The sequence below is a fragment of the Thermaerobacter nagasakiensis genome (assembly GCF_055396825.1).
Genome location: NZ_AP043740.1, coordinates 1,802,192 through 1,815,694, shown reverse-complemented (window position 1 = coordinate 1,815,694; position 13,503 = coordinate 1,802,192). Strand labels below are relative to the sequence as shown.

The 13,503-nt window shown below is 75.5% G+C and carries 8 protein-coding genes and 1 tRNA gene; 2 read left to right on the top strand and 7 right to left on the bottom strand.

What is annotated here, in order from left to right:
• Positions 1–140 precede the first annotated feature (140 nt).
• The 4 genes from ACZ5T9_RS07675 to secD all read right to left on the bottom strand — a co-directional run bounded on the left by ACZ5T9_RS07675 (position 141) and on the right by secD (position 7,708).
• Entirely contained in the window at positions 141–2,828 is a 2,688-nt protein-coding gene (locus tag ACZ5T9_RS07675; RefSeq protein WP_464832496.1) for a vWA domain-containing protein, read from the bottom strand.
• Positions 2,825–5,038, bottom strand: coding sequence for an AAA family ATPase (locus ACZ5T9_RS07670; RefSeq protein ID WP_464832495.1), 2,214 nt, complete (start codon positions 5,036–5,038; stop codon positions 2,825–2,827). The genes ACZ5T9_RS07675 and ACZ5T9_RS07670 overlap by 4 nt, the downstream gene beginning before the upstream one ends.
• Positions 5,039–5,576: 538 nt before the next feature.
• Entirely contained in the window at positions 5,577–6,464 is an 888-nt protein-coding gene (gene secF, locus ACZ5T9_RS07665; RefSeq protein ID WP_464832494.1) for a protein translocase subunit SecF, read from the bottom strand.
• On the bottom strand, positions 6,461–7,708 hold the full coding sequence (gene secD, locus ACZ5T9_RS07660; protein ID WP_464832493.1) for a protein translocase subunit SecD: 1,248 nt from the start codon (positions 7,706–7,708) through the stop codon (positions 6,461–6,463). Before secD ends, secF begins: the two co-directional genes overlap by 4 nt.
• A gap of 629 nt (positions 7,709–8,337) precedes the next feature.
• On the opposite strand from secD, the gene ACZ5T9_RS07655 reads away from it, so the two are divergent.
• Positions 8,338–8,775, top strand: a complete 438-nt coding sequence (locus tag ACZ5T9_RS07655; protein ID WP_464832492.1) for a hypothetical protein — start codon at positions 8,338–8,340, stop codon at positions 8,773–8,775.
• 30 nt (positions 8,776–8,805) lie between these two features.
• Here ACZ5T9_RS07655 and ACZ5T9_RS07650 read toward each other — a convergent pair whose 3' ends face one another.
• Both ACZ5T9_RS07650 and selB read right to left on the bottom strand, forming a co-directional pair.
• Positions 8,806–10,080, bottom strand: a complete 1,275-nt coding sequence (locus tag ACZ5T9_RS07650; RefSeq protein WP_242823263.1) for an MFS transporter — start codon at positions 10,078–10,080, stop codon at positions 8,806–8,808.
• A 97-nt stretch (positions 10,081–10,177) separates the two neighbouring features.
• A complete protein-coding gene (gene selB / locus ACZ5T9_RS07645) occupies positions 10,178–12,220 on the bottom strand; it encodes a selenocysteine-specific translation elongation factor (RefSeq protein WP_464832491.1) in 2,043 nt (680 codons plus the stop codon).
• A 119-nt stretch (positions 12,221–12,339) separates the two neighbouring features.
• Between selB and ACZ5T9_RS07640 the strand changes: the two genes are divergently transcribed.
• Positions 12,340–12,414 (top strand) — tRNA-Pro (locus tag ACZ5T9_RS07640).
• A gap of 188 nt (positions 12,415–12,602) precedes the next feature.
• Here ACZ5T9_RS07640 and ACZ5T9_RS07635 read toward each other — a convergent pair.
• Positions 12,603–13,424, bottom strand: a complete 822-nt coding sequence (locus tag ACZ5T9_RS07635) for an NUDIX hydrolase (RefSeq protein WP_464832489.1) — start codon at positions 13,422–13,424, stop codon at positions 12,603–12,605.
• Between the last annotated feature and the right edge of the window lie 79 nt (positions 13,425–13,503).

Below are 13,503 nucleotides of genomic sequence, written 5' to 3'. Positions count from 1 at the left end.
CTTCCTGCCGGGCTTGGGGTGCCAGAAAATGGCACGGACATCGCCTCCACAGGGAGGCGGTCTTCGACAGGCAGGGGGGTGTTCCTGCGCCGGGCCCCTGGCGGGTGTGCCGGATCGCCCCGGGCCGCGTTCGACAGAGATCAGGGCCGGGCGCGTTCCTTCCGCTGGGCCCTTTCCCGGTGGACGATGGAGATCAACGTCTCCCGCTCCAGCTCGTCGACCACATAGAGGCGCCCACCGGCCGCCCGCACCAGTTCCCGCAGGTACCGCTCGTTGGGCTGAAGGCCGATGCAGGTGAAACCCACCCGGCCGAATCGCCCCGCGCCCAGCTGCCGGGCCACCTGCACCGCGTCCTCCAGCGGGTTCGCCGTCCGGTAGGGGACGGTGGGGATGCCGTCGGTGACGAGCACCAGCAGGGGGTTGCGTGCCCGGCTCTGGGCGAGGTAGAGCAGCGCCACCTCCAGGCCCTGGGCCAGGGGGGTCAGGCCGTAGGGCTGGATCTGGCTGAGGCCGCGTTCGACCCGGCTGGTGTTGCGGGTGAGGGGGACCTGGACCTGCACCACCCGCTCCTGGAAGGTGATGACCGCCACCCGGTCGCGGGTGGAGACCAGAAGCTGCTGGGCCAGGTCCTTGGCGGCCCGGATACGGTTTCCCGCCATGCTGGCGCTGGCGTCCAGCACCAGGCAGACGTCCACGGGGTGCCGGCGCAGGCGGCGGTACAGCCGCAGGTCCTGGGGCTGGACGCGCAGGGGCAGGCCCCCCCGGGCCAGGGCCGCCATCACCGACTCGGCCACGGCCAAGCCGTCGCCCCCGGCACCCGGTTCCCAGGGGCGCACCACCCGCCGGTTGGCCTGCCGGCCCCGCTCGTCGTCGTACACCGTGACCGGGCTGTTGCCAGGTCGCGGGTCGGGCCGGGCCGGCCTCACCCGCAACAGGCGCCGGAGGGCGGTGCGCACGGTGCCCGGCTCCTCCAGCAGGTAGGCCATGAGTTCCCACCCCTGGGGGTTCAGGCGGTAGCGCTCCCCGTCCCGTTCCACCAGCCCCGCCTCGCGCAGGTCGTTGAGCCAGCGGCGCAGGTCCTCGTAGCTGGCACCGGGAAGCTGCAGGTCCCGCATGGTGGCGCCCGGCCCCAGCCGTTCCAGCAGGGCGGCGCCCAGGTCGACCCCCGTCTCCCGCAGCCAGTTCAGGGATCGCGCCAAAAGGCGCTGGCGGCGGGCCAGCCCGCCGGGGCTCGCAGAGGCTCCGGGCTTTGGGCCCCCCGCGCCGGAGACCGCTGCCCCACCGGACGAACCGGCCGCCGCCCCGGCGCCGGGCTCCGCCGAGCCGGGTCCGGAGGCGGCCCCTTCCCCGTGCGCCGGGCCTGCTCCGGTGCCGGTGCCCTCCTGCGGCCGCGGCCCGTCCCCCGCCGGCGGGTGGGCGGCGCCCCGCCGGAGACTCCCCTCCGGGGAGGCGGAAGCGCCGCCCTCTCCCGGTATCCGGTGCCGTCCGGGCACCCCCCGGACCAGCGGGGCTTGGGACCCCCACGGGTCCGGGTACCCCTCCGGCCCGGTCCCCGGGCCCGGCTCCCCGACCGCCGGCAGGAACCCCTCGGGGAGGCCGCCGGTGGAGGCCGGATGGCCGGGCCGGCCCCGCGCCGGGCCGGCGGCGGAACCTGTACCGGCGCGGCCTTCCTCCGCCGGGCCGCGCCGCCAGGCGCGCCAGAGGACCCGCCAGGACCCTGGGCCCTCCCGGCCTCTCCCGCTGCGGCCGTCCCGGAGCCGCCCGCTGCTCCCCCAGCCCCCGTCCGGGCCACCGACGGGGACTTCCCGCCAGGAACCGGCGCCCCGCAGGCCGGGCGCCCGGTGCCGGGAGGCGCCTCCGTCCCCCGGCTCCGAGGGATCACCGGTGCCCGCACGGCCCGGCCAGGGCGCGGGACCGCGCAGGATGACTTCCTCCCCCGGCGGAGCCCACCCGCCGGGCCCGCCACCGCCCGGGCTCCCCCCGGTCGCGCCGCCGCGCCCACCGGCCCCACCGGCCTCCCCTTCCCCGCCGCCCGCGGCGGCACCACCCCATCCCGGCGCCCCGGGGGCCCCCTGGGCGCCCCGGGGCGGGGAGCCGCCGCGCGGCTCACCCCAGGCCCCGCCCCACGGCCCGCTGCCCGCCCCCGGCCGGGGCCGTCGCTCCTCCCGGAGGAACGAGTCGGATGCCGTCTCGTAGTCGCTGAGGTCCAGGGGCGCCCCGCCGCGGCCGCACACCAGCTCCACCGCGTCGACCCGGCGCAGCTCCAGGCCGGTCTGCAGCACCGCTTCCTCCACGGCAGCCACGGCGTACACGGCAAACCCCCAGAGGGCGCGGGGCAGGCCGATGGCCAGGTGGACGTGGTTGCGGTGGGCCAGGCGCAGGGACAGCCGGCGACCATAGATCAGCGACCCCGACGCCCGCCCGCCGCCGGTACCGGTCTGCAGGTCGATGTAGTCGGGGATCTGTTCCACGGGCAGGCCGGCGACGCGGTAGGAACCGGCGTCCCGGGCGAAGACGCGGGCGGCCCGGCCGAGCTGCCGGGCGACCAGGCGGTGGTCCACCTCCCCCTCGGCGTGGAAGATGTCGATGTGCAGGATCTGGCCGGGGTGGGAGCGGCCGTAGAAGACCCGGCCGGCATCGGCGTCCTCCAGCACCTGGACGACCCCCGGGCGGCCCGCCACCAGCAGGTGCACGCAGGTGCTGGCCACGGCCGCCTCGCCGATGCTGGCCGCGCCCCGGGGAAGGGCCTGCATCAGGCGGGCCGTCAGGTCGGATTGCCGGCCCAGGCGCTCCGTCAGCCGCTCCAGGCCGGCCACCAGGGGCGTCACGGGTGGCTCCAGGACCGGATGGCCCGGTCCCGCGTCAGCTCCACCAGCGGCCGGGCCCGGTGGGGCGGCGTGGTGCCCTCCCGGGCGCCGGGCCGGACGGGCCCGGCGCCCGGGCCGCTGCCGGGGCCCCCGCTGCCGGCGGGGTGGGCCGCCAGGAGGCCGGCGGAGGCGCCCGCGCCGGAGCCGGGGGCGCCGGGGGCGCCCCCGGCTCCGGCCGCGCTGCCGCGGATTCCGCCGCCGGGGGCGGCGGAATCCGCGGCGGGCCAGGCCCCGGCGGCGCCGCCCCGGCCGGCAGGGCCCGCCGCGGCCGGCGCCGCCGGGCTCCCCGGGCCGCCGGCCCCCTGGCCGGCGGCCCGGGAGAGCATCTCCCGCAGGCGGCTCCAGACGCCCCCGGGGCCGGTATCGCCTCCGGCGCCCCCTGGAGCGCCCGCCCTCCACGGGGTCCCTCCCTGCGCGGCCGGCAGCCCGGCCTCGTCCAGATCTTCGCCCCGCGCCCACCCGGCTCCGCCGGGCATCCCGGCCACCGCACCGCCGCCGGGCACCGCCTGCCAGGGCAAGCCGGCGTGACCCGGGCCTGCACCCGGGACCGGATGACCCTCGCCGCCCGGCAGCTCGCCGGCGTGGTGCCCGGCGGTGCCGTCGTGGCGGGCCCCCCCGTCCTCCGCGGCGCGGGCCAGGTACTCGAGGATCTCGCTCAGGACCCCGGCTTCCACCCGGTGACGCAACACGGCGGGCGCGATCTCCAGGACATCGGCCCGCAGCACCTGCCGGCGCCCGGCCCGGGCTGCGTAAAGGGCGGCCCCGTGACGCCAGGCTTCCAGCGCCCGCAGGCTTTCCAGCCGGAACTGGACGTAGATCTCCGCCAAAAGCTCCAGCAGGGACTCGGGAAACTCCGGCCGCCGGGCGGCTGCTTCCCGCCAGCGCCGGTCCCAGGGGTCGTCCATCGCCCCGGCGCCGGCAGGCTCCCGCTCCCCTCGCTCCCCTGCCGCCAGGGACCGGGCTGCCGGGGGCGCCTCCTGCACGGCCGCGGCCGCCGCCTCCCCGGCGTCAAACGCCCCCCCGGCCGGACCGCGCCGCACCTCGGTCATGCCGGTTCCCAGAGCGTTCCATCGTCCCTCGCGTTCCGCGCCGGTGAGCCCGGTACCCAGCGGAGCAGCAGGATCGGGTGGGGGCGCGATCCCGGCGGCCCCGGAGGCCCCGTCCGGCTCCCGGCGCGGGCCGGTCCCCGCACCGGACGGCGCCGCGGGCCGCTCTCCCTCCAGCCGGGCGGTGGATTCCGCCTCCTGCCCCCTGGTACCCGGCCCGCCGTCCGCCTGCACCGCGGCCTCCTGCGCCCCGCCCGCGGCGGCCCCTTCGGGGAGCGCGGGGGCACCACGCCCCTCCTGCCCGGGCAGCACGGCGGGCCGCGCCTCGCGCGCCGGGAGCCCAGCCGGCCGGTTCGCCCCGGTACCCGCCCAGCCGGCCCGGGCCGCTTCGGCCAGCGCCCGGGTGCGGGCCTCGCCCAGGAGCAGGATGCGCTTGACCAGCCACGGCTCTCCCGGCCGCCGCACGTCCAGCACCAGGTCGAAGCGGTCGGACAGCTGGCGGCGGATCTCCTCCAGGGGACCCGGTTCCTCGTCGGGGTTCGACGCAGCCCAGACCGCCACCCGCACGGGGATCTCCACGGGCGGCAGCCCCGTCTCCTCGATCTGCAGGCGGCCGGGCTTGGTACCCATCACGTCCAGCAGGCAGTCGGCCAGTTCGGGCGCCACGTCGGCCAGGCGGTTGATCTCGTCCACCAGCACGATGCCCCGGTGGGCCTGGGCCAGGGTACCGGGCAGGAGGGCCGCCTCGGGGCGGGCGGGGTCGGTGAGCCGTCCCAGGTCCAGGCTGCCCGTCACCGTCCCCACCTTGGCGGAGGGCGAGATCTCCCGGAAGGGCATGGGGATCCACTCGGTGCCGTGGGCGGCGATCCGGTCCGGGGTCCAGTGGGCGTGAAGCGGGCAGTGGGGGGCCTGAGGATCGCAGTTGTAAGGACAGCCGCGGATGCGCTCGATGCGCGGCAGGATCCGCCGGGCCGCGCGCAGGATGGTGGTCTTGCCCGTCCCCCGCACGCCCTCGGCGTGCAGGTGGAGGGGTTCGCCCCACAGCTGGGCGATGATGGACATCTCCACCGCTTCGAAGAGCTGGCGATTGCCCTCGTGCCGGATGAGGGACGCGTAATCCTGCATGCAGCCACACCCCCGCCCGCCGTGATCGGCATCCCCGAACGGCGGCTCGCCGGGACCTTCGTGCCCGGACGAACCCGCCCGGTCCGCCCGCCTCGCCGCCGGGCCACCGGGCGCCGAACACCCGCCCGGAGCCGGACGTGCGGCCTGCCTCCCCGCCCGGCCACCGGGCGTTGACCGCTCACCCAGGGCCGGCCGGACCGCCCGCCCGCCGGCCCGTCCCAGGGAGGCCCCGCCGTCCGGGTCCCCTTGGGCGGCAACGGCTGCGGGTTGCCCCGGTACGCAGCCTGCGGGGCCACCAGGCCGGAACGGCGGATGCCGGCGGCGCAGGTTAGTCTGGCCGCGCCCTCAAGAAAAAAACCACCGGACCGGAAGGCCCGGTGGTGGCCACGTTTTTCCGTTGTCCGGACGCCGCCCCGCGGCCCGGCGGCCGGTGGGCCCGGGTGCCGGGCCGCCCGGCCGGCAGGCCCCTAGCCGTAGGCCGCCAGGGGCCCGGAACGGCACTGGCAGCCCCGGCCGGTCCGGCCGGTCCGGCCGGTCCCTACCCCGCCGCCCGCGCCTGGGCCTGCCGCCGGGCCGCGCGCTGGCGCAGGACATACCAGAGGGGGCTCGCCACGAAGATGGACGAGTAGGTGCCGAACAGGATGCCGAAGAACATGGCGCCCGCGAAGGCCCGAATCGTCTCGCCGCCGAAGGCGAAGACGGCGGCCAGGGCCATCAGGGTGGTGGTGCCGGTCAAGAGCGAGCGGCGCAGCACCTGCCGGATCGACCGGTCGACCAGCTCCTCGAGGGGCTCCTTCCGCCGCAGCCGCAGGTTCTCGCGGATCCGGTCGAAGACCACCACGGTGTCGTTGATCGAGTAACCGAACACCGTCAGGATCGCAGCGATGAAGGAGGAGTCGACCTGCCACTGCAGGAGGGCGAAGAGGCCGACCACCATGAACACGTCGTGGAGCATGGCCAGGATGGCCGCCACCGCGAACCAGAACTCGAAGCGCACCGTCATGTAGACGATCATCCCGACGGTGGCCAGCCCCAGGGCCAGCAGGCCCTTTTCCTTGATCTCGCGGCCGATCACCGGGCTGATGCTGTCGAACTGCTCCAGCTGGACCGGGGCCACCTGCTTGCCCAGGGCCTCCAGCACCTTCTGCTGGGTGGCCTGGTCCACGTGGGGGGTGCGGACCAGGGCGACCTTGCCGCCCTCGGCCAGCTGGACGATGGCGTCGTCCAGGCCCTGTTCCTCCAGCACCGACCGCACCGGGCCCGCTTCCACCGGCCGCTCGAAGCGCAGGGTCCAGGCCGCGCCGCCGGTGAACTCCACGTTGTAGTTCAGCCCGCGCACCGCCCAGGCGATCATGCCGGCGGCCAGCAAGAGCAGGCTCAGGGCAAAGGCCACGCCCCGGGTGCGCACGAAGGAGAAGCCCTTCACCGCGCCTCACCCCTCACGCCGAACAGCCGGGCGGGCTGCCGGAAGAGCTCCGAGTCCACCAGGTTCCGCAGGAAGAACCGGGTCAGGGTGATGGCGGTGAACATGCTGGCCACCACGCCGACGGCCAGGGTGACGGCAAAGCCGCGCACCGGTCCGGTGCCCAGGCCGTAGAGGACGGCGGCGGCGATCAGGGTGGTCAGGTTGGAGTCCAGGATGGCCGAGAAGGCGTTGCGGAAACCGGCTTCCAGGGCCGCCCGGATGGTCTTGCCGGCCCTGAGCTCGTCCTTGATGCGCTCGTAGATCAGCACGTTGGCGTCCACGGCCATGCCCAGCGACATGACGAACCCGGCGATGCCGGGCAGGGTCAGGGTGGCGTTGAGCCCGTAGAGGGCGCCGGCGGTGATCAGCATGTAGACGGCCAGCGCCACCACCGCCCAGAAGCCGGGGATCCGGTAGATCACCAGCATGAAGGCTGCCACCGCAGCCGCGCCGACGATCATCGCCTCGACGCTGCGCTGGAGGGAATCGCTGCCCAGGGTGGCCGACACGGTGCGGTTCTCCACCACCTGCAGGTCGACGGGCAGGGCGCCGTAGCGCAGGGCCACGGCCAGGCGCTGGGCCTCCTCGAAGGTGGGGATGCCGGTGATCTCCGCCCGGCCGTTGGTGATCACGGCCTCCACCGTGGGCGAGGAGATCACCTGCTCGTCCAGCACGATGAAGATGGGTTGGCGGTAGAACTTGCGGGTCGCCTCGGCGAACTTCTCCGTGCCCTCGGCGTTGAACTGCAGTTGCACCACGGGGCGGCCGGCCTGGTCGGCCGCCACCTGGATGCCCCCGGCCACCAGCTGGTCGCCGGTCACCACCACGCTGCCGTCGGGACCGAGGAATTCCAGGCGCGCCGTGCGCCCGATGGTCTCGATGGCCTTCTGGGGATCGTCCACGCCGGCCAGCTCCACCACGATGCGGTCCTCGCCCTGGCGCTGGATCACCGGTTCGGCCACCCCCAGGGCGTCCACCCGGTTGCGGATGATCTCCACCGCGTCGTCGATCTTCTCGCGGGTCACGGGGTTGCCGGGCTTGTCCACGCCCTGCAGCACGACCCGCACCCCGCCGGCCAGATCCAGGCCGCGGTTGATGCGGTTCTGCAGCTTGAAGTCCAGCAGCGTCCACGCGGCGATACCGCCCAGGACCGCCAGGCTGGCGACCAGGGCCAGTACCGCCCGCCACCTGCGGCGCGCTCGCATGCGGCCGCCCCCTCCCTGCAACGACTTGGACCCGAAGCCGCCCCAAGGCGGCCCCGGCTCGCAGCCATACCCGCCGGCACAAAAAAGCGGCCCCGGCCGGGGTCTCCGGTGGCCGCGTCCCCCATGCGCCCCGCCCCGTCTCGCCGGGGCCCGGGTCCGGCTGGACGCCACCCCCGGGCCGCCTGCGGCCGGACCGGTCCGCCTTCGGGCCGGGCCTGGGTTCGGGCCGGGGCCCCAGGCGGGGCGCCCGCCCCGGGAACCCGGCGCGCCCAGGGTGGGACCCTCGCGGCGCTCCACGGGCGGCCGCTGCGGAAGGCGGCGGCCGGTGCCGGCGGCCGTCCCCCGCGAGCTGCCGCACGGCGGCCGGCGCCACCGCGGCCGGCGACGGCCGGCGGAAAAACCAGGGGCCGCAAGATCCGAAGCCGATTATAACACCGCACCCCGGCCCCTTGAAGCCGTGGTTTCCCAGGGGGTCCCCAGGGAACCTTGTGACCAGCGGAGGCCTCCCGGGGTCCACGCCCCCGGCAGGCCCTCGCCCCGCCGGCCGGCGCCCTCCTTCCAGGCGGCGCGCGCCGGCCCGGAGCCCGGCGCCGTCCCGGCGGAGAAGCTGCCACCAGGAGGATGGAACCATGAAGTCACCCGATCGGCCTGAAAGCCCCGCGCAGCAGGGCCCGGCCGGCGAGGCCCCCATCCCGAAGCCCGGCGCCCTGCGCCGGGAGCCCCACTTCCAGCAACCGGCCGTCCTGGCAAGCTTCCGCGACCCGGATGGCGCCCAGCGCGCGGCCGAGGCGCTGAAGGCCGCCGGCTACCGGCACGTGCAGATCGACCGGCTGCAGCCGGTCCGGGAAGAACGGGGAAACCAGTGGGACCAGCCCGTACCGGACACCCTGACGGGCGCCATGGACCGGGACCGGCGGGCCCTGGCCGCCATGTCCCCTACGGTCAGCGGCTGGTCGGACGATGAGCTGGTGGGGGACGTGCCCTACCTGCTCACCGTACCCCTGGAGCCCGGACAAAGCCGGGACCAGGCGGCCGCCATCGTGCGGCAGCACGGCGGCCGGGTCTAGAGCAGGGCGCCTTGGGCCGGGCGCAGCCCGTCAAGCCCCGCTGGCCGCACGGGCCGGCACCGGCGCGGGCGGCTGCCGCAGGGCGGGGTGCACGAAGGAGAGGACCGCCGGTACCAGGAAGAGCACCGAGATCCCCCACATGGCGCCCGGCAGGGAGCCCAGGGCCTGCTCCAGCCAGCCCGCCAGCAGCGGGCTGGCCGTCATGCCCACGTAGATCAGGGCGTTGCGCGTGGCCTCGACCCGCCCCAGGTAGGCCGGGTCGGTGGCCTCCTGCACCCAGGCCACCTGGGGGGCCAGGAAGGCGGCGTTGCTCACGCCCATCAGGACGTAGGCCACCATGGCGACCTCGAAATCCCGGGTCCCCGCCAGGATCACCAGGGCCAGCCAGGCCCCCAGGTAGCCCGTGCCGATGATGACGCGGCGCGGCCAGACCTTGCCGCGCCGGGCCACCACGGCATTCCCGGCGATCATGCCGGCACCCATGGCGGCCAGCAGCACCCCCCAGCGCTCGGGAGGCACCTGGAGCAGGGCCGGCACGGCTTTCTGCATCAGGGCGTTGGCACCGTTGGCGCCCCAGGCGAAGCTGCCCATCAGCAGCAGCAGGGCCCACACCGTCCGGTTCTGGCGGTGGTAGCGCAGTCCCGCCACCACGTCCTGCCAGACGCCGGCCGCCCCCCGGGCCGGAGCCCGCCCGGCTCGGGCCCTCTCATCCAGGGCCAGGCCGGCCAGCTGCCACGCCGAGATGAGGTACGACAGGCTGTCCAGCCAGAAGGCCGGCGCCATGTACAGCACGGGATGAAGGGCGCGCCCCGCCGCAATCAGAGCCGTGGCGCCCACCGGCGCCAGGATGTCCACGAAGGAGCGGGTCGCCGAATGGTAGGCGTTGGCCTCCAAGAGCGCGTCGCGGCTGACCACCGCGGGCAACGTGCTGCGCCAGGCCGGGAAGAAGAAGGTGCTGGCCGTGCCCAGGGCCAGGGCGGCCAGATACACCTGCCACAGCTGGTCTGCAAAGGGCACCAGGAGCACCACGGCGGCGCGCACCAGGTCGCTGGCCACCATGACCCGCCGGCGCGGCCAGCGGTCGGCCAGGGCGCCCGCCAGCAAGCCGAAGACCGCCTGGGGCAAGTGCTGCATCATCAGCACGATGCCGATGGCCATGGGCTGGTGCGGAAAGCGGTCCAGCACCAGCGTGGCCAGGGCCACGGCGCTGAACCGGTCGCCCGCCCAGGACACGGCCATGGCCAGCCAGTAGCGGCGGTAGGCGTGGAACCGCTGGAGCATCTCAAAGAAACCGTACGACTTCACGCCATCTGGCGAATCCCCCGCTCGACCCAACGGACCGTCCTCCCCAATGTCTCTTGGTGCTGACCGCCATGGGATTCGGTGTCGGCAGTGACACTTCCTACCTGTTCAGGCCCCGATTTGGGGAGGGATCCCGCTGGCCTCCCGTCCCTGGCGGCACCCGCGCCGGGACCGGGCCGCCTCCGTCCTCGTCGGCGGGCCCGACCAGCAGCTGGCGGAGGTCGCCGTCCCTCCGGGTCCAGCGCCGCCGGTCGAAGTACTCCAGCAGCGGCAATGCCCACTTGCGGGTCACGCCCAGGGCATCCCGCGCCTCCGCCACGGTGAACGGGCCCACCCGCTGCTGCAGATCCGCCAGGCGGTTCCGGGCATCGGCAAGGGCCGCGGGCGTGAGCCAGAGTCCGGGCGCCACGCGCACCAGCCGGCCGCGGTGCTCCAGCAGGGCCAGCAGGGCCGCCACCTCTTGCTCCGGAAGCCCCGCGGCGGCCGCCGCGGCCTCCGGCCGGTCAGGCGGCGCCAGGTGCGCCTCGCGGTACACGGCCTCCAGGCGCTCCAGCCGGGCTTCTACGCCGGGGTCGCCACCGGGTCGCCAGCCGGGCCGGTGGAACCGGTCCTCGTCGAGGGCCAGGCGGCCCTCCGCCAGCCAGTGTTCCAGCAGCGCCTGGCCGGCAGCGGGATCGCCTCCGGCCTGCAGGGCGTGGAGCAGGGCATCCCGCCGCATGCCCCGGTCCAGGGGATGCTCCTGGTGATAGGCATGCAGCACCTCCGCCAGCCGGCCCGCCAGGCGGTCCAGGGCGGCCGGGTCGATCCAGACCCCCTGCCCCAGGGAGCGCGCGTCGCCGGCCCGCCGGGCGGCCTGCAGCCAGGCTTCCACCCGGGGTACCGGCTGGCCGGTTTCGCGGGCCAGGCCCGCCACCGTCACGGGGCGCCCGGCCCAGGCCAGCCGGGCGGCCAGGGCGCGGGCCGGTTCGTCCGCAAGAAAGGCCTCGAGCCAGCGGGCCGGGCGCTGGCGCCGGGTCCAGGGCCGGCCGGTGTCGGCCACGATGCCGCCGCCCGCGGTGTGCGGGGGAGAGTAGGTGCGCAGGAGGAAGCGGTCGCCGGGGGCCACCACCAGGGGCGCCTCCAGCCGGATCGCCACCCAGCCTTCCTCGCCCGGCGCCCACGGACGGGCGGGCTCCAGCAGGCGCACGCGGCCCAGGACCTCGGCTGCACCGGCGTGGACCCGTACCCGTTCCTGGTGGCGCAGGGGCCAGGGTGCCCGGGGCAGCCACCGGGCGCGCCCCGCCAGCCATGTGGTGGCGGCCAGCGTACCGGGTTGCAGGACCACCTGGCCGCGCTGCAGGTGGTGGTGGTCGACCCCGGCCAGGTTGACGGCCACCCGCTGCCCGGCCACGGCCCGTTCCACCGTCCGGCCGTGCACCTGCAGCTGGCGGATGCGCGCCTCCCGGCCGCCCGGTTCGATGACCACCCGCTGGCCGGCCTCCAAGGTGCCGGAGACCAGCGTGCCCGTGACCACCGTCCCGAAGCCGGTCACGGTGAAGACCCGGTCGATGGGAAGGCGCGGCAAGCCGCCGGCATCCCGGACGGGAACGCGGGCCGCCGCCTCCTCCAGCACCGCCAGGAGCCGGTCCAGGCCGGTGCCGGCCGGCGGCGCGACCCGCACCAGCGGTGCCCCCTCCAGGAACGTCCCCCGCAGGGCCGCCCGGATGTCCTCCTCCACCAGGTCGAGCCAGGCAGGGTCGTCCACGGTGTCAACCTTCGTCATGGCGATGAGCCCGTGGCGCACGCCCAGGAGTTCGAGGATGTCCAGGTGCTCGACGGTCTGGGGCATGACCCCCTCGTCGGCGGCCACCACCAGCAGCACCAGGTCCATGCCGTGCACGCCGGCCACCATGTTGTGGATGAAGCGCTCATGGCCGGGCACGTCGACGATGGCCGCAGGCCGGCCGCCGGGCAACCGGAAGGGCGCGAAGCCCAGATCGATGGAAATGCCGCGCCGCTTCTCCTCCTGGAGGCGGTCGGTGTCCACCCCGGTGAGGGCGCGGACCAGGGTGGTCTTGCCGTGGTCCACGTGGCCGGCCGTGCCGATGACGAAGGGCAACAGCCCGCCGGACGGCCCGGCGTGGGGTTCAGCGGTCGGGATCATGAATGCCATCCTTCCTCGCCAGGGCTGGTGTTTCGCGCACCGGTCTTCGTTGACACGGTGCGGCGCCGCCTCTATAATGCCAGTTGCGGTTGCACGCCGCCTTGTGTTTTTTGGAACCGCGGGCCGTAGCGCAGCTTGGTTAGCGCGCCACGTTCGGGACGTGGAGGTCGCCGGTTCAAATCCGGCCGGCCCGACCGCTCGACACGGCCGGACACGAGGCCAGGAGGCCGGACCCCGTCGGGGTCCGGCCTCCTGGCCTTCAGGCGCCCGGCCTGGTGGACCCGCCCGGTCCCCCCGGCCGTTCCCCTGCGGCCGCCTTGCGCCAGCGCCCACAAAAGAACGCCCGGAACAGGCCGCCCAGCGCCACCGTGCAGCCCGCCGTCTATCCCTGGAGCCCGCTGCCCGGAAGGGCGGCACCGCCCGCTCCCACCTGCTCGCTCTCGCCGCCGCCCGCGGCGGCCGGTCCGGTGCCGGTCCTGGCCGCAGGCAAGCCTTCCGGTGCGGCAGGTCCTTCCGCGGAGCCTCCTCCGGCGCCCGCCCCCGCCGTCTCGGCATCCGCCGGCGCGCCGGATCCTGCCTGGCGGTCCCCCTGGGTGCCTTCCTCGGGGGAGAGGGCCGCGGCCTCCGGCGGAGCCCCGGCCGCAGCCGCGCCTGCAGGGGCATCCGCCGGGCCGGGCGCCTTCACCCGGGCCGGCGCCTCCGGTTCCGACGGGCGCGCGCTCAGCTCCCGGCGCGCCGCCTCCAGGGTGGGCACCAGGTTTTCGTAGGTGCAGCGGCGGATGGCCTCGTCCAGCGGCAGCCACTGGGCGTCCCGCAGTTCCTCCCGCTGCACCCGGATGCCGTGGTTCAGCGCCCTCACGAGAAAGTAGTGGACCGTCTTGTCCACTTCCTCATCGCCGTCGCGGAAGCGATAGCGCACCGGCGGCAGGCGCGTCTCCAGGGCCCCGACGATTCCCGTTTCCTCCCGGATCTCCCGCAAGGCGGCCGCTTCCGGTGTCTCGCCCGCTTCGATGCCGCCCTTGGGCAAGGCCCAGTGACCGTAAGCGTCGAGGATCATGAGGACCTCTACGGCCGGCTCGGGTCGGCGGTCCCTTTCACCGGACGAACCCGGTCCGGGCGCATCCGGCCCCGGCGCTCCGCCGGCGCCTGCGGGGGCACCGGCACGCCGGTACACCACGCCGCCGGCGGCCTGCCGTTCGATCATCGCCCATCCCTCCCACCGGGCGGCTGGCCCGCCAAAGGATGGATATGCCTCATGCTATAATGGTAAACGAACCCGCCGG

Coding starts and splice junctions, on each gene's coding strand:
- ACZ5T9_RS07670 (WP_464832495.1), bottom strand. CDS start 5,038: ATGCAGGATTACGCGTCCCTCATCCGGCACGAGGGCAATCGCCAGCTC.
- secD (WP_464832493.1), bottom strand. CDS start 7,708: ATGCGAGCGCGCCGCAGGTGGCGGGCGGTACTGGCCCTGGTCGCCAGC.
- ACZ5T9_RS07655 (WP_464832492.1), top strand. CDS start 8,338: ATGAAGTCACCCGATCGGCCTGAAAGCCCCGCGCAGCAGGGCCCGGCC.
- selB (WP_464832491.1), bottom strand. CDS start 12,220: ATGATCCCGACCGCTGAACCCCACGCCGGGCCGTCCGGCGGGCTGTTG.
- ACZ5T9_RS07635 (WP_464832489.1), bottom strand. CDS start 13,424: ATGATCGAACGGCAGGCCGCCGGCGGCGTGGTGTACCGGCGTGCCGGT.